The organism is Priestia sp. JNUCC 25, from assembly GCF_053667915.1.
In genome coordinates this window covers 3,949,174-3,974,952 of sequence record NZ_CM132211.1, presented here as the reverse complement: position 1 = coordinate 3,974,952, position 25,779 = coordinate 3,949,174, and the positions used below count along the sequence as shown (strand labels likewise).

Annotated in this window: 21 protein-coding genes and 1 pseudogene; all 22 read left to right on the top strand. The window is 39.8% G+C overall.

Annotated elements, in window-relative coordinates; genetic code table 11:
* The first annotated feature begins 14 nt into the window (after nucleotides 1–14).
* Nucleotides 15–1,712 (top strand): proline--tRNA ligase, encoded by a 1,698-nt coding sequence (locus JNUCC25_RS20870; protein ID WP_013058842.1) that lies wholly within the window; start codon nucleotides 15–17, stop codon nucleotides 1,710–1,712.
* A 118-nt stretch (nucleotides 1,713–1,830) separates the two neighbouring features.
* Entirely contained in the window at nucleotides 1,831–6,141 is a 4,311-nt protein-coding gene (locus JNUCC25_RS20865; protein WP_013058841.1) for a PolC-type DNA polymerase III, read from the top strand.
* Nucleotides 6,142–6,505: 364 nt separating this feature from the next.
* Entirely contained in the window at nucleotides 6,506–6,976 is a 471-nt protein-coding gene (gene rimP / locus JNUCC25_RS20860) for a ribosome maturation factor RimP (RefSeq protein WP_013058840.1), read from the top strand.
* 37 nt (nucleotides 6,977–7,013) lie between these two features.
* Nucleotides 7,014–8,126, top strand: a complete 1,113-nt coding sequence (nusA, locus tag JNUCC25_RS20855; protein WP_013058839.1) for a transcription termination factor NusA — start codon at nucleotides 7,014–7,016, stop codon at nucleotides 8,124–8,126.
* A gap of 13 nt (nucleotides 8,127–8,139) precedes the next feature.
* A complete protein-coding gene (rnpM, locus tag JNUCC25_RS20850; RefSeq protein ID WP_013058838.1) occupies nucleotides 8,140–8,421 on the top strand; it encodes an RNase P modulator RnpM in 282 nt (93 codons plus the stop codon).
* Nucleotides 8,421–8,720, top strand: coding sequence for a YlxQ family RNA-binding protein (locus tag JNUCC25_RS20845; protein WP_013058837.1), 300 nt, complete (start codon nucleotides 8,421–8,423; stop codon nucleotides 8,718–8,720). The genes rnpM and JNUCC25_RS20845 overlap by 1 nt, the downstream gene beginning before the upstream one ends.
* Nucleotides 8,721–8,742: 22 nt before the next feature.
* Nucleotides 8,743–10,611: pseudogene (gene infB / locus JNUCC25_RS20840) on the top strand (translation initiation factor IF-2); the annotation flags it as partial.
* Nucleotides 10,608–10,886: a DUF503 domain-containing protein gene (locus tag JNUCC25_RS20835; protein ID WP_013058835.1), complete on the top strand. Its 279-nt coding sequence runs from the start codon at nucleotides 10,608–10,610 to the stop codon at nucleotides 10,884–10,886. The pseudogene infB and the gene JNUCC25_RS20835, both read left to right, overlap by 4 nt.
* A 14-nt stretch (nucleotides 10,887–10,900) precedes the next feature.
* Nucleotides 10,901–11,266: a 30S ribosome-binding factor RbfA gene (gene rbfA / locus JNUCC25_RS20830; protein WP_013058834.1), complete on the top strand. Its 366-nt coding sequence runs from the start codon at nucleotides 10,901–10,903 to the stop codon at nucleotides 11,264–11,266.
* A 92-nt stretch (nucleotides 11,267–11,358) separates the two neighbouring features.
* Entirely contained in the window at nucleotides 11,359–12,276 is a 918-nt protein-coding gene (gene truB / locus JNUCC25_RS20825; RefSeq protein ID WP_029320617.1) for a tRNA pseudouridine(55) synthase TruB, read from the top strand.
* Between the two features lie 28 nt (nucleotides 12,277–12,304).
* Complete coding sequence (gene ribF / locus JNUCC25_RS20820) at nucleotides 12,305–13,261, top strand: bifunctional riboflavin kinase/FAD synthetase (RefSeq protein WP_013058832.1); 957 nt, start codon at nucleotides 12,305–12,307, stop codon at nucleotides 13,259–13,261.
* 149 nt (nucleotides 13,262–13,410) lie between these two features.
* Complete coding sequence (gene rpsO / locus JNUCC25_RS20815) at nucleotides 13,411–13,680, top strand: 30S ribosomal protein S15 (protein WP_013058831.1); 270 nt, start codon at nucleotides 13,411–13,413, stop codon at nucleotides 13,678–13,680.
* Nucleotides 13,681–13,848: 168 nt separating this feature from the next.
* Nucleotides 13,849–15,975, top strand: coding sequence for a polyribonucleotide nucleotidyltransferase (gene pnp, locus JNUCC25_RS20810; protein WP_013058830.1), 2,127 nt, complete (start codon nucleotides 13,849–13,851; stop codon nucleotides 15,973–15,975).
* 142 nt (nucleotides 15,976–16,117) lie between these two features.
* Entirely contained in the window at nucleotides 16,118–17,098 is a 981-nt protein-coding gene (locus JNUCC25_RS20805) for a polysaccharide deacetylase family protein (RefSeq protein WP_013058829.1), read from the top strand.
* A 28-nt stretch (nucleotides 17,099–17,126) separates the two neighbouring features.
* A complete protein-coding gene (locus tag JNUCC25_RS20800) occupies nucleotides 17,127–18,371 on the top strand; it encodes a M16 family metallopeptidase (RefSeq protein WP_013058828.1) in 1,245 nt (414 codons plus the stop codon).
* Between the two features lie 98 nt (nucleotides 18,372–18,469).
* Nucleotides 18,470–18,736: a YlmC/YmxH family sporulation protein gene (locus JNUCC25_RS20795; RefSeq protein WP_013058827.1), complete on the top strand. Its 267-nt coding sequence runs from the start codon at nucleotides 18,470–18,472 to the stop codon at nucleotides 18,734–18,736.
* Nucleotides 18,737–18,924: 188 nt separating this feature from the next.
* The gene (dpaA, locus tag JNUCC25_RS20790; protein WP_013058826.1) at nucleotides 18,925–19,824 is read left to right on the top strand and encodes a dipicolinic acid synthetase subunit A; all 900 of its coding nucleotides are present in this window, start codon (nucleotides 18,925–18,927) and stop codon (nucleotides 19,822–19,824) included.
* Nucleotides 19,824–20,429: a dipicolinate synthase subunit B gene (locus JNUCC25_RS20785; protein ID WP_013058825.1), complete on the top strand. Its 606-nt coding sequence runs from the start codon at nucleotides 19,824–19,826 to the stop codon at nucleotides 20,427–20,429. Before dpaA ends, JNUCC25_RS20785 begins: the two co-directional genes overlap by 1 nt.
* A 191-nt stretch (nucleotides 20,430–20,620) precedes the next feature.
* Entirely contained in the window at nucleotides 20,621–21,664 is a 1,044-nt protein-coding gene (gene asd, locus JNUCC25_RS20780) for an aspartate-semialdehyde dehydrogenase (protein ID WP_013058824.1), read from the top strand.
* Nucleotides 21,665–21,703: 39 nt separating this feature from the next.
* A complete protein-coding gene (gene dapG, locus JNUCC25_RS20775; protein ID WP_013058823.1) occupies nucleotides 21,704–22,936 on the top strand; it encodes an aspartate kinase in 1,233 nt (410 codons plus the stop codon).
* Between the two features lie 75 nt (nucleotides 22,937–23,011).
* Nucleotides 23,012–23,884 (top strand): 4-hydroxy-tetrahydrodipicolinate synthase, encoded by an 873-nt coding sequence (gene dapA / locus JNUCC25_RS20770; RefSeq protein ID WP_013084756.1) that lies wholly within the window; start codon nucleotides 23,012–23,014, stop codon nucleotides 23,882–23,884.
* A gap of 194 nt (nucleotides 23,885–24,078) precedes the next feature.
* On the top strand, nucleotides 24,079–25,746 hold the full coding sequence (locus JNUCC25_RS20765) for a ribonuclease J (RefSeq protein ID WP_025601502.1): 1,668 nt from the start codon (nucleotides 24,079–24,081) through the stop codon (nucleotides 25,744–25,746).
* Nucleotides 25,747–25,779: the final 33 nt, after the last annotated feature.

Genomic DNA, 25,779 nt, shown 5'->3' with positions numbered 1-25,779 from the left:
AGAGGTGCGAGGTTATGAGACAAAGTTCTACATTGATTCCTACATTAAGAGAAGTGCCAGCTGATGCGGATATAAAAAGCCATCAGCTTCTATTGCGCGCAGGTTATATGCGCCAAAATGCAAGCGGCGTGTACAGCTTTTTACCGCTTGGTAAGCGCGTATTGCAAAAAGTTGAACAAATTGTTCGTGAAGAGATGGACCGTGCAGGTTCTGTCGAATTATTAATGCCTGCTTTACAACAAGCTGAATTGTGGCAAGAGTCTGGCCGCTGGTATTCATATGGACCTGAGTTAATGCGTATGAAAGATCGTCACGGCCGTGAATTTGCTTTGGGAGCAACACACGAAGAAGTTATCACAAGCTTGCTTCGTGACGAAGTGAAGTCATACAAACGTTTACCGCTGAATTTATATCAAATTCAAACGAAGTTCCGCGATGAAAAACGTCCACGCTTTGGCTTATTACGCGGTCGTGAATTTATTATGAAAGATGCATATTCGTTTCATGCTTCTCAAGAAAGTTTAGATGAAGTATATGACAAAATGTTTGCTGCCTACAGCCGCATCTTTGAACGCTGCGGATTAAATTTCCGTGCGGTTATCGCTGATTCAGGTGCAATGGGCGGAAAAGATACGCATGAATTTATGGTTCTTTCTGAAATCGGGGAAGATACAATTGCTTATTCAGATACATCTTCTTATGCAGCAAATGTTGAAATGGCACCGGTTGTAAATACGTATGAAAAATCAGGTGAAGCTGAAAAAGAATTAACAAAGGTAGAAACACCAAATCAGCATAGCATTGAAGACGTAGCTGCTTTCTTAAATGTTGAAGCGACTTCTTGTATCAAGTCCCTTTTATTTAAAGTAGATGATCGTTTTGTGCTTGTACTTGTTCGCGGGGATCACGAAGTAAACGATATTAAAGTGAAAAACTATTTTGAAGCTTCCGTTGTTGAACTGGCAACTCCAGAAGAAACAAAAGAAGTATTAAAATGCGCAGTTGGTTCAGTAGGACCGATTGGAGTAAGTGATTCAGTAGAAGTGGTAGCTGATCATGCTGTAAAAGCAATTGCTAACGGTGTATGCGGAGCAAATGAAGAAGGTTATCACTACACAAATGTGAATGAACGTAACTTTAATGCAACTTACGAAGATTTCCGCTTCATCCAAGAAGGGGATCAGTCACCGGATGGACAAGGCGTTATTAAGTTCGCTAAAGGTATTGAAGTCGGACACGTCTTTAAGCTAGGAACTCGCTACAGTGAAGCGATGGGAGCAACGTATCTAGATGAGAACGGACGCAACCAGCCAATGATTATGGGCTGCTATGGTATTGGTGTTTCTCGTACGGTAGCTGCGATTGCAGAACAATTTAATGATGAGAACGGTCTTCTATGGCCAGAAGCTGTTACGCCTTATCAAGTGCACGTTATTCCAGTTAACGTGAAAAATGATGAACAGCGTGAACTAGGTGAGAAATTATATAATGAGTTATTAGATAATCGCTTTGAAGTGCTGTTAGATGACCGCCAAGAGCGTGCAGGAGTAAAATTTGCAGATTCAGATTTAATTGGTCTTCCTGTTCGAGTAACAGTTGGTAAACGTGCATCTGAAGGGATTGTAGAAGTAAAAGTACGCAAAACTGGGGAGTCATTAGAAGTGTCAGTTGACAATCTAGTTTCAACAGTGAAAGAACTGCTAGCGAAGTAATGAAGCAGCGGGGATTTGTATCCCTGCTGTTTTTATGTTTATAAACAGAACATATGACAGAATAGAAGTCATTTATGTTAAAATAGATTGCACTCATTTATAAAAGGAGGCAGAAAACTTGGAAGCACAAACGCTAGGAAAAAAAGAGCGTTTTAAGTTGCTGCTGCAGCAGTTAGAGCTGACGAGTGATCAAATTGTTCCTTACTTTGAAAACGCAGCGATTGAAAAGCTCGTCATTCAGAAAGAACAAAAAAGATGGCATTTCCATTTTTCTTTAGAAGGGTTATTACCTTTTGAGATTTATGAGTTATTCCATGCTCGCATGTCTTCAGCTTTTTCTCATATTGCGAGTGTTTCTTTTTCTATTCAAACCGTTAATAAAGAATGTACGGAAGAGCATGTACAGTCATATTGGAAGCATTGTATTGGAGAAATGCAGGGCATATCTCCCCTTTTACAGTCGCTTTTACAAGATCAAATGCCGAGATTGAACGGTGCCAAATTGATTGTGAACGCACGCCATGATGCAGAAGGAACGGCTTTACGTAAAAAGTATAGTCAGTTAATTGCTGATCAGTATGCGTCCTATGGGTTTCCGAACCTTCAGCTAATGACGGAAGTTGTACATTCAGAAGAAGCATTTCAGCAGTTTGTAGAGCAACGAAAACAAGAAGATACAGAAAAAGTATTACAAGCCATCACAGAAATGCAAAATAAAGAAAATGAAAAAAGTGATGGACCAGACCTACCAAAAGGTCCGCTTACAATTGGATATACGATTAAAGACGAGACGGTTCGCCTGGATTCCATTGTGGATGAAGAAAAGCGAATTGCCGTTGAAGGATACGTATTTGATGCAGAAACTAGAGAATTACGAAGCGGACGTACGCTTCTTATTTTTAAAGTGACAGATTATACAAACTCTATTATGGTTAAAATGTTTTCGCGTGACAAAGAAGATATTCCTTTACTTCAAGCTATTAAAAAAGGAATGTGGGTAAAGGTTCGCGGAAGTGTGCAAAATGATACATTTGTCCGTGATCTAGTTATGATTGGAAATGATGTTAACGAGATTACCGGTCCCGCTAGACAGGATACAGCGCCTGAAGATGAAAAGCGTGTGGAACTTCACTTGCATACGCCAATGAGTCAAATGGATGCCGTTTCATCTGTTGGAGCTTTAGTCGGACAAGCCAAAAAATGGGGACATCCGGCTGTAGCGATAACTGATCACGCGGTTGCACAGTCGTTTCCTGAAGCGTATGGAGCCGGGAAAAAGAACGGCATTAAAATACTGTACGGAGTGGAAGTCAATTTAGTAGACGACGGCGTGCCGATTGCCTATAATCCGCAGCATGTGGATTTGACAGAAGCAACTTACGTCGTATTTGACGTCGAAACAACCGGTTTGTCAGCCGTGTACGATACCATTATTGAACTTGCTGCCGTGAAGATGAAAGAAGGCGAAATCATCGATCGATTTGAACGGTTTGCAAATCCTCATCATCCTCTGTCTGCAACAACAATTGAGCTGACGGGTATTACAGATGATATGGTCCAAAATGCGCCTGAAATCTCAGAAGTACTTCGGGATTTTCACGAGTGGATGGGCGACAGTATTTTAGTCGCTCATAATGCAAGCTTTGATATGGGATTTTTAAATATGGGACTGCAAAAAATCGGATTAGAAAAAGCAGCTAACGGCGTTATTGATACGCTTGAACTCGGAAGATTTTTGTATCCGCATATGAAAAACCATCGTTTAAATACTCTTGCGAAAAAGTTTGATATTGAACTTGTGCAGCATCACCGCGCGATTTATGATGCGGAAACAACCGGCTATTTGTTAAATAAAATGCTGAAAGATGCATTTGAACGCGAAATTACGATGCACGATCGCTTAAATGATTATATGGGAGAAGGGAATGCATATCAGCGGGCCCGTCCTTATCATGCGACGCTTTTAGCACAAAACGACGTAGGTTTAAAAAATCTATTTAAACTCGTTTCGATTTCTCATTTAAATTACTTTTATCGAGTTCCGCGAATTCCAAGATCTCAGCTCGACAAATATCGAGAAGGCATCTTGATTGGAACCGCATGTGACCGAGGCGAAGTATTCGAAGGCATGATGCAAAAAGGAATTGATGAAGTAGAAGGAGCAGCTGAATTTTATGATTACATCGAAGTGCAGCCTCCTGACAACTACAAGCACTTAATTGAACTGGATTTAGTGCGAGATGAGAAAGCCTTAAAAGATATTATCAGCAATATTGTGAAGCTCGGTGAAAAGATTGGAAAGCCGGTTGTAGCAACAGGAAATGTTCACTATCTCAATCCGGAAGACAAAATTTACCGAAAAATTTTAATTGGTTCACAAGGCGGGGCTAACCCGTTAAACCGTCACCAGCTGCCGGATGTTCATTTTAGATCAACGGATGAGATGCTGAATTGTTTTTCATTTTTAGACGGGGACAAAGCGAAAGAAATTGTTGTTCATAATACGCAAAAAATAGCGGATATGATTGACGATATTAAACCAATTAAAGATGATTTATATACACCAAAAATTGAAGGTGCAGACGAAGAAATGCGTGAAATGAGCTATGCGATGGCACGCAGCATCTACGGTGAAGAGCTGCCTGAAGTAGTAGAAGCTCGCCTAGAGAAAGAGTTGAAAAGTATTATCGGCCACGGGTTTGCCGTTATTTACTTGATCTCGCATAAACTCGTTAAAAAATCCTTGAATGATGGTTACTTAGTTGGTTCACGTGGTTCCGTAGGGTCTTCATTCGTTGCGACGATGACGGAAATTACAGAAGTAAACCCACTGCCGCCGCATTATGTTTGTCCAAAATGTAAGAAATCCGAGTTTTTTAATGACGGTTCCGTTGGTTCTGGATTCGACTTGCCGGATAAAAGCTGTGAAGATTGTGGCGTACCATTTATTAAAGACGGACACGATATTCCGTTTGAAACGTTCTTAGGATTCAAAGGAGATAAAGTTCCTGATATCGATTTGAACTTCTCCGGAGAGTATCAGCCGCGAGCTCATAACTATACAAAAGTACTGTTTGGACAAGATAATGTATACCGCGCGGGAACAATCGGTACAGTAGCCGAAAAAACAGCTTATGGCTATGTCAAAGGCTATGCCGGTGACCGTGATTTACATTTACGAAACGCAGAAGTGGATCGTTTAGTAGCAGGATGTACGGGCGTAAAACGTACAACGGGTCAGCATCCAGGGGGGATTATCGTTGTACCGGACTATATGGATATTTTCGATTTTTCACCGATCCAGTTTCCAGCTGACGACCGTAATTCTGAATGGAGAACAACTCATTTTGACTTCCATTCGATTCATGATAATTTATTAAAACTTGATATACTCGGACACGATGATCCGACCGTGATTCGCATGCTTCAAGATTTAAGTGGAATTGATCCAAAAACGATTCCGACGGATGATCCTGAAGTGATGAAAATTTTTAGCGGAACGGAATCACTTGGCGTAACAGAAGAGCAAATTATGTGTAAAACAGGAACGCTTGGTATACCTGAATTTGGAACGCGCTTTGTGCGTCAAATGTTAGAAGATACGAAGCCAACGACGTTTTCAGAGCTTGTTCAAATCTCGGGACTGTCTCACGGGACGGACGTATGGCTTGGTAATGCGCAGGAGCTAATTCGCAATGATATTTGCAACTTAAGTGAAGTAATTGGCTGTCGTGATGATATTATGGTTTATTTAATTTATCAAGGTCTTGAACCGTCACTTGCCTTTAAAATTATGGAGTCTGTGCGTAAAGGGAAAGGGCTAACACCTGAATTTGAAGAAGAAATGATCAAAAATGGTGTACCGGACTGGTATATTGATTCCTGTAAAAAGATCAAGTACATGTTCCCTAAAGCCCATGCCGCTGCTTATGTATTGATGGCCGTGCGTATTGCTTACTTTAAAGTGCATCACGCGCTTCTTTATTACGCAGCGTACTTTACGGTTCGTGCAGATGACTTTGATATTGATACGATGATTAAAGGCTCAACTGCCATTCGAGCGAAGATGGAAGAAATCAACGCTAAAGGTTTAGATGCATCTCCTAAAGAGAAAAACTTATTAACAGTGCTTGAGCTTTCTTTAGAAATGTGCGAACGAGGCTATTCGTTTAAAAAAGTAGATTTATATAAATCAAGCGCAGATGAATTTTTAATTGACGGCACGTCTTTAGTGCCACCGTTTAATGCCATTCCCGGTCTGGGTACAAATGCAGCGCTGAATATTGTAAAAGCTCGTGAAACAGGAGAGTTTTTATCGAAAGAAGACTTGCAGCAGCGAGGCAAAGTATCGAAGACGATTTTAGAGTATCTAGACAACCATGGATGCCTTGAATCATTACCTGATCAGAACCAGCTTTCTCTTTTCTAACATTTGCATAAAATAAGCGGTTATGATATAGTAATTGTGGAAATGCTAAGGATACGGACGAGAAAGAGTGGGGAAACCCGCTCTTTCTTATTGATATGAACTTACTGACATAGTAAGTAGTATGGAGAACGAATCGGCTTCTAGCATGATTCGTTTTTTCTGTAGATTTTCAATCACCATGATTGATTTATTATGTGACGTTTAAAATCCTGCAACACAAATGACAACATTTCCACTCTAGTAGGTTAGACCTCTTATAGAGTGCAAAATAAAAATAGCAAATAAACCACTCTTTTTTGATATAAGAGACATAAAAAACGCGTAACCTAAACATACCATGCAATGTCTCGAAGGGAGGATTAGAATGAGTAAAAATGTAAAACAAACAGTGGAAGAAATGGTTTCCCCTATCTTAGAGGAAATGAATTTAGAGCTTGTTGAAATTGAATACGTAAAAGAAGGAAAAGATTGGTTTTTACGTGTGTTTATCGACTCTGATAACGGCGTGGATATCGAAGACTGCGGAGCAGTAAGTGAAAAATTGAGTGAGAAAATGGATGCAGTAGATCCAATCCCTCATAACTATTTTTTAGAAGTATCATCGCCTGGTGCGGAACGCCCATTAAAAAAAGATAAAGATTTTGAACGTGCAATTGGTAAGCATGTATACATAAAAACATATGAACCAATTGAAGGTGCAAAAGAATTTGAAGGCGAATTACAATCATTTGACGGAGAAACTGTCACATTATCTATTCGTATCAAAACACGCACAAAAACAGTGGTTTTACCATATGACAAAGTCGCTTTTGCTCGATTAGCGATTGTATTTTAATGTGTAGGGGCCAATATTAAAGGGGGATTATCCAACGATGAGCAGTGAGTTATTTGATGCCTTAGTCATTCTTGAAAAAGAGAAAGGCATTAGCAAAGATGTAATTATTGAAGCAATTGAAGCAGCGCTAATTTCTGCTTACAAACGCAACTTTAACCAAGCGCAAAACGTACGCGTTGATTTAAATTTAGAAAGAGGTTCAATGCGCGTGTTTGCTCGCAAAGATGTGGTTGATGAAGTATATGATCCACGCCTGGAAATTTCGGTTGAAGAAGCACAAACAATCAACCCTAACTTCCAGCTAGACGATGTGGTTGAAATCGAAGTAACGCCAAAAGACTTTGGACGCATCGCGGCTCAAACAGCAAAACAAGTTGTTACACAGCGTGTTCGTGAGGCGGAACGAGGCGTTATCTATTCAGAGTTCAGCGATCGCGAAGAAGATATTATGACAGGTATTGTTCAGCGTCAAGATTCTCGCTTCATTTATGTGAGCCTTGGCAAAATTGAAGCATTGCTTCCTCAAAGCGAGCAAATGCCAAATGAACAGTATAAACCTCATGATCGTATTAAAGTGTATATTACGAAAGTAGAAAAAACAACAAAAGGCCCACAAATCTATGTTTCACGTACGCACCCAGGTCTTTTAAAACGTCTTTTCGAAAAAGAAGTACCGGAAATCTATGACGGTACAGTTGAATTAAAATCAGTAGCTCGCGAAGCTGGAGACCGTTCAAAAATCTCTGTTCATTCTGAGTATGCTGAAGTAGATCCGGTCGGTTCTTGTGTTGGTCCAAAAGGTCAGCGCGTACAGGCTGTTGTAAATGAACTAAAAGGTGAAAAAATTGACATCGTTCGCTGGTCAAATGACCCAGTTGAATTTGTTGCCAATGCTTTAAGTCCATCTAAGGTAGTAGATGTGATTGTAGATGAAAATGAAAAAGCAACAACTGTTATCGTTCCTGACTATCAGCTGTCACTTGCAATTGGTAAACGTGGACAAAATGCACGTCTAGCTGCTAAGCTGACAGGTTGGAAAATTGATATTAAAAGTCAATCAGAAGCTGAACAAGAAGGTATGGTTGTAAAAAACAGCGATGATATGCTAGTAAGTCAACATGCATTTGATTCAGATGAAGATATGGAATAAGAGGTGAGCCAAGGTGAACAATCGTAAAAAAGTCCCGATGCGAAAATGTGTGGCCACTGGAGAAATGAAGCCTAAAAAAGAGCTAGTACGCGTTGTACGCTCAAAAGAAGGCGACGTTTCAGTTGATGTAACGGGTAAAAAGTCCGGGCGCGGAGCTTATGTAAGCAAGGATAAAGAAGCAATTTTATTGGCAAAAAAGAAAAATGTGCTTTCGACACATTTAGGCGCGTCAATAGATGAAGCGGTTTATGAAGAGTTGCTAGCGCTTGTAGAAAAGGAGAAACAGTCACGCTAATGAATGAACAATGGATCTCCTTTTTAGGGCTTGCAAACCGTGCACGCAAATTGATTTCTGGAGAAGAACTTGTGGTTAGAGAAGTTCGGAAACAAAAAGCAAAGTTAGTACTTTTAGCAAGCGATGCGTCTGAAAACACAAAGAAAAAAGTAACGGATAAATGTTCTTACTACAACGTTTCGGTTAAAATCGTTCCCGATCGCTATACGCTAGGTCAAGCGATTGGTAAAGATGCTCGAGTTGTAGTAGCCGTGATGGACGAGGGATTTGCTAAAAAGCTAGCAACGATGCTCGGTTAATTTTATGGGGGTGAAAGTATTGAATAAAAATACAAAATCAACAGCTAACAAAGGAAACAATAAAGGTAACAAAAAGCCACAGGCACAAAAGTCACAGGCACCAAAAGGTAGACCAGCTCCAGCAGCTGCAAAAGAGTTACCGGAAAAAGTAACGTTTGTCGGAAGCTTAACGGTTTCTGAGTTAGCAAAAGAATTAGGCAAAGAGCCTTCTGAAATTATTAAAAAACTATTTATGCTTGGTGTAATGGCAACAATTAACCAAGAGTTAGATAAAGATTCTATCGAACTAATTGCCGGAGAATACGGTGTAGAAGTTGAAGAAGAAGTAGTAGTAGATGACACTGCTTTTGAATCATTAGAAATCATTGATGACGAAAAAGACCTTCAAGTGCGTCCTCCAGTTGTTACAATTATGGGTCACGTTGACCACGGTAAAACGACGCTTCTTGACTCTATCCGTAACACAAAAGTAACGGCTGCAGAAGCAGGCGGTATCACGCAGCATATCGGTGCTTATCAAGTTGTGGTTGACGAAAAGAAAATTACATTCCTTGATACACCAGGACATGCTGCATTTACAACGATGCGTGCTCGCGGTGCGCAAGTAACGGATATTACAATCCTTGTTGTTGCAGCAGACGATGGTGTAATGCCTCAAACAATTGAAGCGATTAACCATGCAAAAGCGGCAGAAGTGCCAATTATTGTTGCGGTTAACAAAATGGATAAAGAAGCAGCAAATCCAGATCGCGTTATGCAAGAACTAATGGAGCACGGCCTTGTAGCTGAAGAGTGGGGCGGAGAAACAATCTTCTGTAAGCTTTCAGCCATTTCAGGTGAAGGGATCGATCAATTGCTTGAAATGATTTTACTTGTAAGTGAAGTAGAAGAGTTAAAAGCAAATCCTAACCGTCGTGCAGCAGGTACAGTTGTAGAAGCACAGCTAGATAAAGGCCGTGGGTCTGTAGCAACGCTTCTTGTTCAAACTGGTACACTACGCGTAGGTGATCCAATCGTAGTCGGAAATACGTTTGGCCGCGTTCGCGCAATGGTAAATGATATCGGCCGCCGAGTGAAGGAAGTAGGACCATCTACTCCGGTTGAGATTACTGGCTTAAACGAAGTTCCGTTAGCTGGAGATCGTTTCTTAGTGTTTGAAGATGAGAAAACAGCTCGTCAAATCGGAGAAGCTCGTGCTCAAAAGCAGCTTGAACAACAGCGTGGTGAAAAATCTCGCGTAAGCTTAGATGATTTATTTGAAAAAATTAAACAAGGTGAAATGAAAGACTTAAATCTTATCGTAAAAGCAGACGTACAAGGTTCTGTAGAAGCATTGGCTGCTGCTCTTCAAAAGATTGATGTAGAGGGTGTAAATGTTCGTATTATCCATACGGGTGTAGGTGCGATTACAGAATCTGATATCATTCTTGCAACTGCTTCTAACGCAATCGTTATCGGCTTTAACGTGCGTCCGGATGCTGGAGCAAAACGTACAGCTGACGTAGAAAACGTAGATATTCGTCTTCACCGCATTATTTATAAAGTAATTGAAGAAATTGAATCTGCGATGAAAGGAATGCTTGATCCTGAGTTTGCTGAAAAAATCATCGGTCAAGTGGAAGTACGTCAAACATTCAAAGTATCAAAAGTTGGTACAATCGCAGGAAGTTACGTAACAGACGGTAAAATTACACGTAACAGTGGAATTCGTTTAATCCGTGACGGAATTGTTATCTTTGAAGGTGAAGTAGATGTGCTAAAACGCTTTAAAGACGATGCAAAAGAAGTCGCTCAAGGATATGAGTGTGGTATTACAATTAAAAACTTCAATGATATTAAAGAAGGAGATATTATTGAAGCATATGTAATGGAGCAAATTGATCCTAAATGATTGGACTAGTGGAGTGTGAATGCTTAATTTACGATGCTGCTTCTCTTAAAGAAAAACGTGCCGTGCTTCAGCGCATCTTGATGCGCTTGAAGCAGCGGTTTAACGTATCAGTTTCAGAAACTGATTTTCAAGATGTGTGGCAACGAACAAAAATTAGCATTGTCGCAGTCTCATCTAGCCGTGTCACAACGGAACAAGAACTGCAAAAAGCGCTAAGCTTGATTGATTCTTTTCCAGAGATTGAACGTACCATTACAACTTTTGATTGGTTATAAAAGGGGTGACACAGATGAACATAAGAGCAACTAGAGTCGGAGAACAAATGAAAAAAGAGATGGGCGAGATTTTAAATCGTAAAATCAAGGATCCGCGCATCGGTTTTGTGACTGTAACAGATGTTCAAGTATCAGGCGATTTACAGCAAGCGAAAGTGTATATCTCTGTTTTAGGAGATGCTGAACAGCGTGAGAATACGTTAAAAGGCCTTGCGAAAGCAAAAGGATTTATCCGCTCAGAAATCGGTCAGCGCATTCGCTTACGTAAAACACCTGAAATTACGTTTGAGTTTGATGAATCAATTGATTATGGTAATCGAATTGAATCATTGCTTCATGAAATTAAAAAAGAAAGCGATGACCATCAAGAGAACGAATAAGATCAGTGAATGTAGAAACAAAAAAGGGTGTCTCAAAAGTGGTTTTTGCTTCTGAGACACCCTTTTTTAAATGAAAAGGAGATGAAGAATGAGTGGACGGTGTTTTAGTTTTACATAAACCAGCTGGGCTGACTTCGCACGACTGTGTGTTTAAAGTCCGAAAGCTGCTTCGCACTAAAAAAGTAGGGCATACAGGCACATTAGACCCAGAAGTTACAGGGGTATTGCCTATTTGTATCGGTAGAGCTACCAAGATTGTAGAATATCTAACAGGAGCTACTAAAACCTATGAAGGAGAAGTTACACTCGGATTTTCTACAACAACAGAAGATTCTTCCGGAGAGGTTGTAGAAGAAAAGAAAGTAGAGGATTCTTTTTCACGTGCTCAAATCGAAGAAGTGCTGTCTTCGATGACAGGAGAACTTCAGCAAGTCCCTCCAATGTATTCAGCGGTAAAGGTCAAAGGTAAAAAACTATATGAATATGCAAGGCAAGGAATCGAGGTAGAGCGCCCTGTTAGAACTATTCATATCTATAGCTTTGAACTGCTGGATGATCGCTCTACATTTGAGGGAGAACAGATTTCCTTCAAATTCCGCGTAACGTGCAGCAAAGGTACATATGTGCGAACGCTTGCTGTGATGATTGGAGAAGCTCTTGGCTATCCATCTCATATGTCTTATTTGCAGCGAACAGGTTCCGGGCAGTTTTCACTGGAAGATTGTGTGACATTCGAAGATATTGAACGGGCGGTAGAAGAAGAAACGATCACTGAGAAACTGCATTCGATCGAAGAAGCTCTTAATCATTTGCCGAAACTTCAAATTAGTGATACATTAGCAGAGAAAGTGAAAAATGGCGCGGTATTGCCGTGTACGGAAGATGAAGAGTTAAAAAAAGAACCATTCTTTTTAATGATAAATTCTGCAGGCAAGTGCTTAGCAATTTATGCTCAGCACCCAACAAAAAAACATTTAATGAAGCCGGTTAAAGTGTTGGCAATCGACTAGACCGGTTAGAGAAAAGGTGAACTGTGTTTTGGAAACGATTGAAATTCGACATCCACACCACTTTCAACGAGAAGCTGTTCAACAATCAGTGTTAGCGCTTGGTTATTTTGATGGTGTGCATTTAGGGCATCAGCAAGTGATAAATTCAGCAAAACAGTTAGCGGATGAAAAAGGCATAGCTAGTGCTGTTATGACGTTTACTCCTCACCCTTCTGTGGTGCTTGGGCGCAATGTGCAGCACATTGATATGATCACACCACTTCAAGAAAAAAAGAAACTCATTGAGGAAATGGGAATTGACTTTTTATATATCGTTCATTTTGATAAACAGTTTGCAGCACTATTGCCTCAAGAGTTTGTTGATCAGTATATTATTGGCCTGAATGTGCAGCATGTGGTAGCTGGATTTGACTATACGTATGGAAAGTTAGGTAAAGGAACAATGGAAATACTACCATTTCATTCTCGATCAAAATTCACTCAAACAACAATTGATAAGTTAACAAATGGCGAAGAAAAAATTAGTTCAACGCTTATTCGCGAAAATTTAGCAAATGGAGACATGCATCGAGTAAAAGAGCTGCTTGGGCGCTATTATGAAGTGTCAGGTACAGTAACTCATGGAGAAAAGCGAGGCAGGCAAATAGGTTTTCCGACTGCTAACATCGCTTTAGACGATGAGTATTTACTTCCGCGCATCGGCGTGTATGCTGTTGAGCTTCAGCTCCACGGCAAGTGGTATGCAGGAGTATGCAACGTGGGCTACAAGCCGACTTTTCACGATAATTTAGAAAAGCCAACAATCGAAGTCCACTTATTATCATTTGACGAGCAAATCTACGATCAGCACGTAACGGTGAAATGGCACCGAATGATTCGTTCAGAAAAAAAGTTTAGCGGCATCGAAGAACTTGTCGGTCAGATCTCAAAGGACAAGGAAGAAGCCCTTGCTTATTTTGAAGGAATTCAAAAGCATAAGAAATAAAAAAATATATATAAATAGTTGCTACGACTTGCTTTTTGTTCTAATAAGTAGTAACATAACACTTGTATGTAAAACAACCATTGCTTGGCATTACGATTCACCAACGTTTTGCTCGGTAACTGGGGTTTAATAATAAGGAGGTGAATAGGATGGCTATCACACAAGAGCGTAAAAATGAAATCATTAGTGAGTACAAAACTCATGCGAACGACACTGGTTCTCCAGAAGTTCAAATCGCTGTCCTAACAGAGCAAATTAACAATCTAAACGGTCACTTACGTACTCATAAAAAGGATCACCATTCACGTCGTGGTCTTTTAAAAATGGTAGGTCGACGTCGTAACTTACTTAACTACCTACGTAACAAAGACGTTACTCGTTATCGTGAGTTAATCAACAAACTTGGTTTACGTCGATAATAAGAAGAAAGCGGGAGCATTCCCGCTTTTTTAGTATGTACATTTAAGAAACATTAAAGATGCTACATAATGTGAAAAAAGCTATTGTTTTTGGATATTTCGTTTATAATAAAACTATCACATTTGATTACATACATATTTTATATGTAGAGAGGGGTACTCGTCGATATGGAACAAGAAAAACGAGTGTTCTCCGTAGATCTAGCTGGACGAAAGCTAGAAGTTGAAGTTGGCCAGTTGGCAAAACAAGCAAATGGCGCAGCATTAATCCGCTATGGAGACACAGTTGTATTAAGTACAGCAACGGCTTCAAAAGAGCCTAAAAATGTAGATTTCTTCCCGTTAACAGTAAACTATGAAGAGCGTTTATATGCAGTCGGTAAAATCCCAGGTGGATTCATTAAGCGTGAAGGCAGACCAAGTGAAAAAGCAATCTTGGCTAGCCGTTTAATCGACCGTCCGATTCGTCCTTTATTCGCAGATGGTTTCCGAAATGAAGTTCAAGTTGTCAGCGTTGTAATGAGCGTAGATCAAAACTGTTCTTCAGAAATCGCGGCAATGTTCGGTTCTTCATTAGCATTATCAGTATCTGATATTCCATTTGAAGGTCCTATTGCAGGCGTAATCGTAGGCCGTGTAGACAATGAATTTGTTGTAAACCCAACGGTAGATGAGCTTGAAAAAAGCGATATTCATCTGACGGTTGCTGGTACAAAAGACGCGATCAACATGGTTGAAGCAGGCGCTGATGAAGTACCGGAAGAAGTAATGTTAGAAGCAATTATGTTTGGACATGAGCAAATTAAAAAATTAATTGCGTTCCAAGAAGAAATTGTAGCAGCAGTAGGCAAAGAAAAAGTAGAAGTTGAGCTTTATACTGTTGATGCTGACCTTGAGCGTCAAGTTCGTGAAATTGCAGAAGGTGACATGAACCGTGCCGTTCAAGTTCAAGAAAAGCACGCGCGCGAAAATGCGATTAAAGAAGTGAAAAGCGCAGTAGCTGCAAAATTTGAAGAGCAAGATGTAGAAGAAGAAGTACTAAATCAAGTGAATGAAATTTTATCGAAGCTTGTTAAAAGTGAAGTGCGTCGCTTGATCACAGAAGAAAAAGTGCGTCCTGATGGCCGTAGTATTGATGAAATTCGTCCACTTTCTTCTGAAACAAACTTGCTTCCTCGTACACACGGATCTGGATTATTTACGCGTGGACAAACTCAAGCGCTTAGCATCTGTACATTAGGTGCACTTGGCGATGTGCAAATTTTAGATGGTTTAAGTGTAGAAGAATCTAAACGCTTCATGCATCACTATAACTTCCCTTCATTTAGTGTTGGTGAAACTAGACCGATGCGCGGACCGGGTCGTCGTGAAATTGGACATGGTGCGCTAGGTGAACGTGCACTTGAGCCGGTTATTCCAAATGAAAAAGATTTCCCTTATACAATTCGTCTTGTATCTGAAGTATTAGAGTCAAACGGTTCTACTTCACAAGCAAGTATTTGTGCAAGTACGCTTGCAATGATGGATGCTGGGGTTCCAATTAAAGCACCTGTAGCAGGGATTGCCATGGGTCTGATCAAATCAGGTGAACACTACTCGATTCTAACGGACATTCAAGGAATGGAAGATCACCTAGGAGATATGGACTTTAAAGTAGCAGGTACGGAAAATGGCGTAACTGCGCTTCAAATGGATATTAAAATTGACGGGTTATCTCGTGAAATTTTGGATGAAGCCCTTCAACAAGCAAAAAAAGGCCGTATGCAGATCTTAAATCATATGATGTCAACGATTGCTACGCCTCGTCAAGAGCTTTCTCAATATGCGCCTAAGATCCTTACAATGGCTATTAACCCTGATAAAATTCGTGATGTTATTGGACCAAGCGGCAAGCAAATCAATAAAATCATCGAAGAAACAGGCGTTAAAATTGATATCGAACAAGATGGTACAATCTTCATTTCTTCTATTGATCAGCCGATGAATGAAAAAGCGAAGAAAATTATTGAAGATCTTGTACGCGAAGTTGAAGTCGGCCAAATGTACTTAGGAAAAGTAAAACGAATTGAAAAATTCGGTGCATTTGTAGAAATCTTCAGCGGAAAAGATGGGCTTGTTCACATTTCAGAGCTTGCAGAAGAGCGTATTGGAAAAGTGGAAGACGTTGTATCGATTGGCGACGAGATTTTAGTTAAGGTTATGGAAATTGATAAACAAGGCCGCGTTAACTTATCTCGTAAAGCAATTTTAAAAGAACAAAAAGAAAAAGAAGAAAAAGCAAAAGAAACAAAATAATCTTCTTTTACTACTATATAGATATTGTGAAATCGTCCATACATGAAGAAAATCCATGTTTAGGGCGATTTTATCGTTTGTAGATGTTTGTTCTACCTTGTCCTCTTTATACATATTTTAAATGGTAAAGGGGGAAGGATAAGTGAAGAGAACCATTGTGCAATTTACAGCATTTCTATTTTTACTGGCAATTACATATAAATCTATTTATAATCCTTTTGCTGAAGCATATATAGAAGCACTTAAATCCGATGTACAACTTGTATCAGCTCAGCATGATGCGTTATATCAAAAGATTGAAGAAAAAGCAAAAGATTATGAAAAGCCAGCAGCGAATGCACGAATCGATCCAGTTTGGAAACGGGTTCCTGGCTATAACGGCATAAAAGTTGATCTTGCTGCTTCTTATAAAAATATGAAACCTGCGGGTAAATTTGATGAAAAAAAACTAGTGTACAAACAGGTTAGACCAAAGGTTCACTTGAGTGATTTACCGCAGGAACCTATCTACCGTGGACACGATGAAAAGCCTATGGTATCGTTTACAGTGAACGTAGCATGGGGGAACGAGTATTTGCCTAAAATGTTAGAAGTGCTAAAAAAGCACCATGCTAAAGCAACTTTCTTTTTAGAAGGAAAATGGGTTAAAAATAATCCAGATATGGCAAAAATGATTGTAGACGCAGGTCATGAAGTAGGAAACCACTCTTATTCTCATCCTGATATGGCCACTTTATCGGCTAGTCAAATCAATCAGCAGCTTAAAAAAACGAATGATATTATTACATCTACTACGGGACAAAAAGTAAAATGGTTTGCTCCGCCGAGCGGCAGTTTTCGCCCCGAAGTAGTAACGCTTGCTTCTCAGTTAAAAATGAGTACCATCATGTGGACGGTTGATACAATCGATTGGCAAAAGCCAAGTTCAGAAGTGTTAATTAATCGAGTAATGAAAAAGATTCACCCAGGGGCTATTGTACTGATGCACCCGACTGAATCAACGGCCGAATCGCTTGACCAATTGTTAACCGATATTGAACGCAAAGGCCTGAAAGTTAGCGATGTGTCAACAATGCTAGATGAAGAACGAATGATGAAAATACCTTCTTCTACTAAGAAGTAAGTGAGATAAGCAAAAGGGAGGCACTAGCTTGATAAAACGATATACGTGCAAAAATGGTGTAAGAATTGTATTGGAAAATATCCCAACTGTTCGATCTGTGGCCATTGGGGTGTGGATCGGAACGGGTTCTCGAAGTGAACACCCTGAAATTAATGGTGTATCACATTTTCTTGAACATATGTTTTTTAAAGGAACAAAAACAAGATCTGCTCGTGAAATTGCAGAAAGCTTCGACCGCATTGGGGGACAAGTAAATGCATTCACTTCTAAAGAATACACGTGCTACTATGCAAAAGTATTAGACGAACACGCAGATCAAGCGCTAGATGTGCTGGCGGATATGTTCTTTAATTCTTCATTTGATGAAGAGGAATTAGCTCGTGAAAAAAATGTTGTATATGAAGAAATTAAAATGTATGAAGATACACCTGATGATATTGTACATGATTTATTAGGAAAAGCCGTATATGGCAATCATCCATTAGGCTATCCAATTTTAGGAACGGAAGATACGTTAAAAACATTTAACGGTGATTCGCTTCGTCAGTATATGGAGCAAATGTATATTCCCGAAAACATTGTTATTTCAGTAGCTGGAAACATTGATGAAAGTTTTATTCAACAGGTGGAAAACTATTTTGGTACATATACGTCAAGTCATTCCGCTCATCAATATGTTCAGCCAGAGTTCCATACAAATCATATTGCGCGCAAAAAGGAAACAGAACAAGCTCATCTTTGCCTTGGCTTTAAAGGTTTGCCAATCGGCGGAGAAGATGTATATAGCTTAATTGTATTAAATAACGTGCTTGGCGGAAGTATGAGCAGTCGTTTGTTCCAAGAAGTCCGTGAACAGCGCGGCTTGGCTTATTCTGTTTTCTCTTATCATTCTTCTTATCGAGACAGCGGTCTTGTCACGATTTATGGGGGGACGGGAAGCCATCAGCTCGACGTATTATATGATACGGTTCAAGAAACGCTTTATGATCTGAAAGACAAAGGGATTACGGATAAAGAACTTTCTAACAGCAAAGAGCAGCTGAAAGGAAACTTAATGCTGAGTCTTGAAAGTACAAATAGCCGTATGAGCAGAAACGGAAAAAATGAGTTAATGCTAGGCTATCACCGCTCATTAGATGAGATTTTAGACCTTGTTAATGCCGTGACTAAAGATAGTGTAAATGGTCTTGCGCGAGATATTTTCAAAGATGAATTTGCTCTTTCATTAATAAGCCCGAGTGGAGATTTACCTAAAGGTTTTAAAGGAAATTAAACAGTAACAGTAAGGTTGGCTAAAATAATTGAGCCAGCCTTATTTTTTTGTAATTTTTTGTATGGTTGTTCAATAAATTAGATGAAAGGAGGGATTTTATGAGATTAAGCGAACTGAGTGGAAAAGAAATTGTAGATGTTAAGCGAGCAGAGCGTTTGGGTATTTTAGGGCAAACAGATCTTGAAATTAATGAACATACGGGACAAATTAATGCACTTATTATTCCATCTGTGAAGTGGTTTGGGTTTCGAAAGCAAGGAGATGAAGTGCGAGTGCCGTGGGGGAATATCGAGAAAATTGGTACAGATATGGTGATTGTAAATGTCCATCAGCTAGAAGACATAAACAATGAGTCAACAAAATAAGAAACGAGATGCTTACTGCATCTCGTTTCTTTTATTTTCAGGGATAAAGATTCACCGATTCCTGTGTGTTTACATAGTATGTTGGAGAAAAGCAATAGGCATTCTAGGGCGTAATGATAGCACTTTACATCTCGATGGTTTAAGCGAAAGATACATCTATTTAATGTTAAAGAAGGTGAAAATGAAACATGTTAACGGATTTGCACATAGCTGTAATTGGCGGTGATGCTAGGCAGCTTGAAGTCATTAGAAAATTAATTCAATTAGATGCAAAAACCTCTCTTATTGGTTTTGATCAGCTAGATCATGGTTTTACAGGTGCGACGAAATATCAGATAGAGGAGCTGGATTTTTCAGATGTTGACGCCATCATCCTTCCAGTGCCTGGAACAAATCACGAAGGGCAAGTAGATACTATTTTTTCAAATGAAAAAGTAGTGCTGACTGAAGAAATACTTAAAAAAACGCCTGAGCACTGCATTATTTATTCTGGTATTAGCAATGGGTATTTAAACGAATTAGTCAAAACGACAAACCGTAAACTCGTTCAGCTATTTGAGCGTGATGATGTAGCAATTTATAACTCTATTCCTACTGTTGAAGGTACCATCATGCTTGTTATTCAACATACAGATTTTACTATTCACGGTTCAAATATTTCTGTCCTAGGTTTAGGAAGAGTAGGAATGAGCGTGGCGAGGTCCTTTGCTGCACTGGGTGCCAATGTAAAAGTAGGAGCCAGAAAATCTGAACATTTAGCACGTATTGCTGAAATGGGTTTGCAACCTTTCTATCTTTCTGAACTCGATAAAGAAATTGCTGATAGTGATATATGTATTAACACCATTCCATACCCCATCTTAACGGCTAAGACATTATCTAATGTCCCGACCCATGCGCTCATTATTGATTTAGCTTCAAAGCCTGGAGGAACCGATTTCCGCTATGCAGAAAAACGGGGAATTAAAGCTATTTTAGCACCTGGTCTTCCAGGAATTGTGGCTCCAAAAACAGCAGGTCAGATTGTCGCTAATGTATTAGTGAATTTATTAAAAGACGCTGCGGATGCGAGAGAGGAGAAAAAATAATGTCATTAAAAGGTAAAAGAATAGGGTTTGGCTTAACCGGATCTCACTGTACGTATGATGCGGTTATGCCGGAAATTGAAAAGCTTGTTAATTTGGGAGCAGAAGTGTTACCGGTTGTTTCTTACACTGTACAATCCACAAATACTCGTTTTGGAGATGGAGAAGACTGGGTGAAGAAAATTGAGGAATTAACAGGTCACGCCGTCATCAATACAATTGTAAAAGCAGAGCCTTTAGGACCAAAAATTCCGCTTGATTGTATGGTGGTTGCCCCGATCACTGGGAATACGATGAGTAAGTTTGCAAATGCAATGACTGAATCTCCGGTACTCATGGCAGCTAAAGCAACGCTTCGTAATAATAAGCCGGTGGTACTGGGAATTTCGACTAATGACGCACTAGGGCTAAATGGTGTAAACTTAATGAGGCTAATGGCGACTAAAAATATTTATTTTATTCCATTTGGTCAAGATGACCCGGTGCTTAAGCCAAATTCAATGGTAGCGCGTATGACGATGTTATCAGACACGGTGTACGCAGCGCTTGAAGATAAACAGATTCAGCCTGTTATTGTCGAAAGGTTCCGCGACGGTCAAGAGTCATAGGACATATATGCCTCTTGCTGTTGCATGAATCTATTCAATACTGCGGCTGTAAGAGAACTCTCAATCTCAAAGAAGAGAAGATTTTAAAAATCTTCTCTTCTTTGACGCAATGAAGCATAATAATATGTTAAAATAGTCAGTATATGCAGATAAATGTTGAGTAGTTGAAAATTGTTGGAGGCGGTATTAAAATGACAAGAGAATTACATGTAGCAGTAGTAGGAGCAACAGGTGCAGTAGGACAACAAATGATTAAAACCCTACAGGAGCGTAATTTTCCAGTTGGTAAATTAACGTTATTATCTTCAGCTCGTTCAGCTGGTAAAAAAGTGTTGTTTAACGGAGAAGAAGTTGTTGTGCAAGAAGCAACTCCGGATAGCTTTGAAGGCGTAGACATTGCTTTATTCAGTGCAGGCGGGAGCATTTCAAAAGCACTTGCACCAGAGGCAGTAAAACGCGGAGCAATCGTTGTAGACAACACAAGCGCTTATCGAATGGATGAAAATGTCCCGTTAGTTGTGCCGGAAGTGAATGAAGACGCATTACACGCACATAACGGAATTATTGCTAATCCAAACTGCTCTACAATTCAAATGGTTGCAGCATTACAGCCATTGCGCGAAACATACGGCTTATCTAAAGTGCTAGTATCAACGTATCAAGCCGTTTCTGGAGCAGGAGCTGCTGCAATTAATGAATTAAAAGAACAAGCTAAAGCTATTTTAGAAGAAAAAGAGTTTACACCGGAAATTTTACCGGTTGGTGGAGATAAAAAACATTATCAAATTGCTTTTAATGCCATTCCGCAAATTGATAAATTTCAAGATAACGGTTTTACATTTGAAGAAATGAAAATGATTAATGAAACGAAGAAAATTATGAGCATGCCTGAATTGCCAGTAGCTGCTACTTGTGTTCGTCTACCGGTTGTAACAGGTCATTCAGAGTCAGTGTACATTGAAATTGAAAAAGACGGTGTAACGGTAGCTGATGTGAAAAATTTATTGGCTGATGCACCTGGTATCGTATTGCAAGATGATCCAGAAAATCAAGTATATCCAATGCCAGCAGATTGTGTAGGTAAACGAGATGTGTTTGTCGGCCGTATTCGTAAAGATTTAGATCGCGATAACGGTTTCCATATGTGGATCGTTTCTGATAACTTGTTAAAAGGTGCAGCTTGGAATTCTGTACAAATTGCAGAATCACTTATTAAGCTTAGCTTAGTAAAATAAGCGCAACCAGAGTGTCTCGGAACATGATGAGGTGTAAGTATGAAAATAATCGTCCAAAAATTTGGAGGAACTTCCGTTCGTAACGAAGAAGGAAGAGCGAGAGCAATCTATCATTTAAATAATGCATTAAGTGAGGGTTACAAAGTAGTCGTTGTCGTATCGGCAATGGGACGAAAAGGTGAGCCGTATGCAACAGATACATTGCTTTCACTTGTTGATGGAAATAAAGCGTCACTTAACAAACGTGAGCTTGATATGCTTATGGCATGCGGAGAGTTAATTTCATCGGTTGTATTTACGAATTTATTAAACGAAAATGGTATTAAAGCTACAGCATTAAACGGTGCACAGGCCGGGTTTGTGACGAATGATGATTTTACCAATGCCAAGATACTGGAAATGAAATGCGACCGTTTGTTAAAAGAATTAGAAGAATATGATGTCGTTGTTGTAACAGGCTTTCAAGGGGCAACTACTGAAGGTGATACAACAACGCTTGGACGCGGAGGCAGCGATACATCTGCTTCAGCTTTAGGTGCAGCCCTTATGGCTGATTACATTGACATTTTCACAGATGTAGAAGGTGTGATGACAGCGGACCCGCGTATTGTAGAAGATGCAAGGCCGCTATCCGTTGTCACATATAACGAAATATGCAACATGGCTTATCAAGGTGCAAAAGTAGTTCACCCACGTGCCGTAGAGATTGCCATGCAGGCAAAAGTACCGATGCGCGTCCGTTCCACGTATGCTGATTCAGCAGGTACGCTCGTTACATCTCAAGGTGAAGCACAGCAGCGTGGAAGCGATGTGCAAGAACGCCTTGTAACAGGCATCGCGCACGTATCCAACGTCACTCAAATTAAAGTTTTTAGTAAAGAAGGCCATTATGATACGCAAGCAGAAGTATTCAAAGCAATGGCACAAGAAAAAATCAGCGTAGATTTTATCAATATTTCACCGAAGGGTGTTGTATATACGGTAACAGATGAAGCAACTGACAAAGCGATTGATGTGCTTCATGCGCTGGGGTATGAGCCGGCTGTTATTCGCAACTGTGCCAAAGTGTCAACGGTTGGAGCAGGAATTGCAGGGGTGCCTGGTGTTACATCTAAAATTGTTACAGCCCTTTCTAGCGAAGGTATTCAGATTTTACAATCTGCTGACAGCCATACGACGATTTGGGTGCTTGTAAAAGAAGAGGATTTAAAGAAAGCCGTTAATGCTCTTCATGGTGCCTTTGACTTGTCAAAAGCACCGCAAAAGAGATAAACTACATGTTCCGTTAGCTATAAGCTAACGGTTCATTACATGAATAGGGATAATGCAATTTCAAGGAGTGAAAACATGATTGATTTTGGGAAAGTCGCAACAGCGATGGTAACGCCTTTTGATCATAAAGGAAATATTGATTTTGAAAAAACAACGCAGCTTATTAACTATTTAATCAGCAACGGTTCGGATGCGTTGGTTATTGCAGGAACAACGGGTGAATCTCCTACGCTTTCAACAGAAGAAAAGCTGGCGCTGTTCCGCCACTCAGTAAAGGTAGTAGATGGCCGTGTACCTGTTGTGGCTGGTACAGGAAGCAACAATACGTATGCATCAATTGAATTAACGAAAAAGGCAGAAGAAATAGGCGTAGATGCGATTATGATTGTAGCACCTTATTACAACAAGCCGAATCAGGAAGGCTTATATCAGCACTTTAAAACAATTGCTGAAAGTACAGAGCTGCCTGTCATGTTATACAATATTCCAGGGCGATCCGTGATCAATATGTCTGTTGATACAATTGTACGCCTAGCTGAACTGCCAAATGTTGTAGCGTTAAAAGATGCAAGCGGAGATCTTGACGCAATGACAGCTATTATCGCACAAACAAGCGATGATTTTGCTTTATACAGCGGTGATGATGGCTTAACACTACCGGTATTAGCAATTGGAGGAACTGGTATTATTTCTGTTGCCTCTCACATTATTGGGAATGAAATGCAAGAGATGGTTAAGCTTTATGAGTCAGGAAATCCGAAGGAAGCAGCAAAAATTCATCAGCGTATTGTACCTGTTATGAAATCTCTTTTTGCAGCTCCAAGTCCAACGCCTGTTAAAACGGCTTTACAGCTAAAAGGATTAGACGTAGGATCGGTACGATTACCTTTAGTTCCGTTAACAGAAGAAGAACGCCAAACGTTAGTCAGCACATTAAATACGCTATAAGCTATAAGTATGTTTTTTAAACGTCTCTTCATTGACCGTATATACGAGTCGATGAAGAGACGTTTTTTTCTTATAAGATAATAGAAGAGCAGATGACGGAAATAGACGAATGAAATTTCTTGTATTCCAATTCTTACTTCAGTTATAATGTAAGCAAATGAAATTGTACGGGTGAAAGTAAGTAGGAGGAGCTTATGGTACTAGAAAAGACAGAAAATATTAAAATTTCAGCCTTGGGTGGAGTCGGAGAACTTGGAAAAAACATGTATGTGGTGGAAATCAATGAAAACATATATGTGTTAGATGCAGGATCAAAGTTTCCGGGAGGGGAAATGTTAGGAATTGATATTGTCATTCCGGACATTACATATTTAGTAGAAAATCAGCAGAACGTAAAAGGCATATTTGTTACTCATGGACACGAAGAACAAATTGGCGCTATTCCCTTTATACTTCAAAAATTGGATGTGCCTGTATATGGTACAGAATTAACGCTAGCACTTATCAAAGAAAAGTTAAAAGAATATGGAATTAAAAAATATGAAGCTTTACATCCTATCACTTCGTCAACGGTTTTATCGTTTGAAGGAGTGGATATTTCATTTTTTAGAACGCAGCACAGCATCCAAGATTCAGTCGGTATTTGTTTACAAACAAATCAAGGGGCGATTGTATATACAGGTGATTTTAAATTTGATCAAAATTCAGTCAGCATTCAAAGCGCTGATATTGGAAAAATGGCTGCCATTGGGGAACAAGGCGTCCTGTGTTTGCTTTCAGACAGTACAAATGCGGATAAGCCAGGCTATACAGTTTCTGAAGCCGTCATTGGACAAAATATTACCGACGCTTTTTATAAAAGCAAAGGTCGAATCATTGTTGCTGCATACAGTTCCAATCTGCACCGTATTCAGCAAATCATTCATGCCGCATATCAGCACGGCCGTAACCTGATCGTTATGGAAAAAAGTATGCTGAAAATCATTGATATTGCAGCAAAACTTGGACATTTGCAGCTGCCTGAGGATTTAATTGTTCCTGTACAAAAGCTAAAAGATCTTCCAGAACATGAAACGGTTATTTTAACAACAGGTCATCACGGAGAGCCGATTTTAGGTCTTACTCGAATGGCTAAACAGTCCCATAAATTTATTCAAATCAAACAAGATGATACGGTCCTGCTGGCTGCTACACCTGTGGCGGGGCACGAAACGACCTTTTCAAAAACAATTGACGTCATCTTTCGTTTAGGAGCAAGCGTAGTGTTTGCTCAGAGGAAAGTGCAGGCTTCCGGACACGGCAGTCAAGAAGAATTAAAATTTATGATTAACTTAACAAAGCCGAAATATGTCATGCCTGTGAATGGAGAGTATCGAAAACAAAAAGCTTATGCGAAGCTGGCCGGTCAATTAGGAATATCAGAAGATCATATTTGTTTGCTTGAAAAAGGTGAGCGAGTTGAATTTAAAGATGCTCGCATGTACCCTAGCGGTTCTATTCAAGCGGGAAATACGCTCATTGATGGACTAGGCGTCGGTGATATTGGAAATATCGTTCTGAGAGATCGCAGGCTGCTGTCACAGGACGGAATCTTAACGGTGGTAGTTACGATTAATAAACGCCAAAAAACGGTAGTAGCGGGGCCGGAAATCATCTCCCGCGGATTCGTCTATGTAAGAGAATCAGAAAAGCTTTTAGAAGAAGCAACGAAGATTGTTCAGCAAATTTTAGAAAAGTGTATGGAAGACAAAGTGATCGAGTGGTCTTCATTAAAATTAAAAATGAGAGAAAGTTTAAATCAATTTTTATATGAAAAAACCCGTCGTAAACCGATGATTTTACCGATTATCATGGAAATCTAATGTGAAGCCTTCCCGCTGGGAAGGCTTTTTATT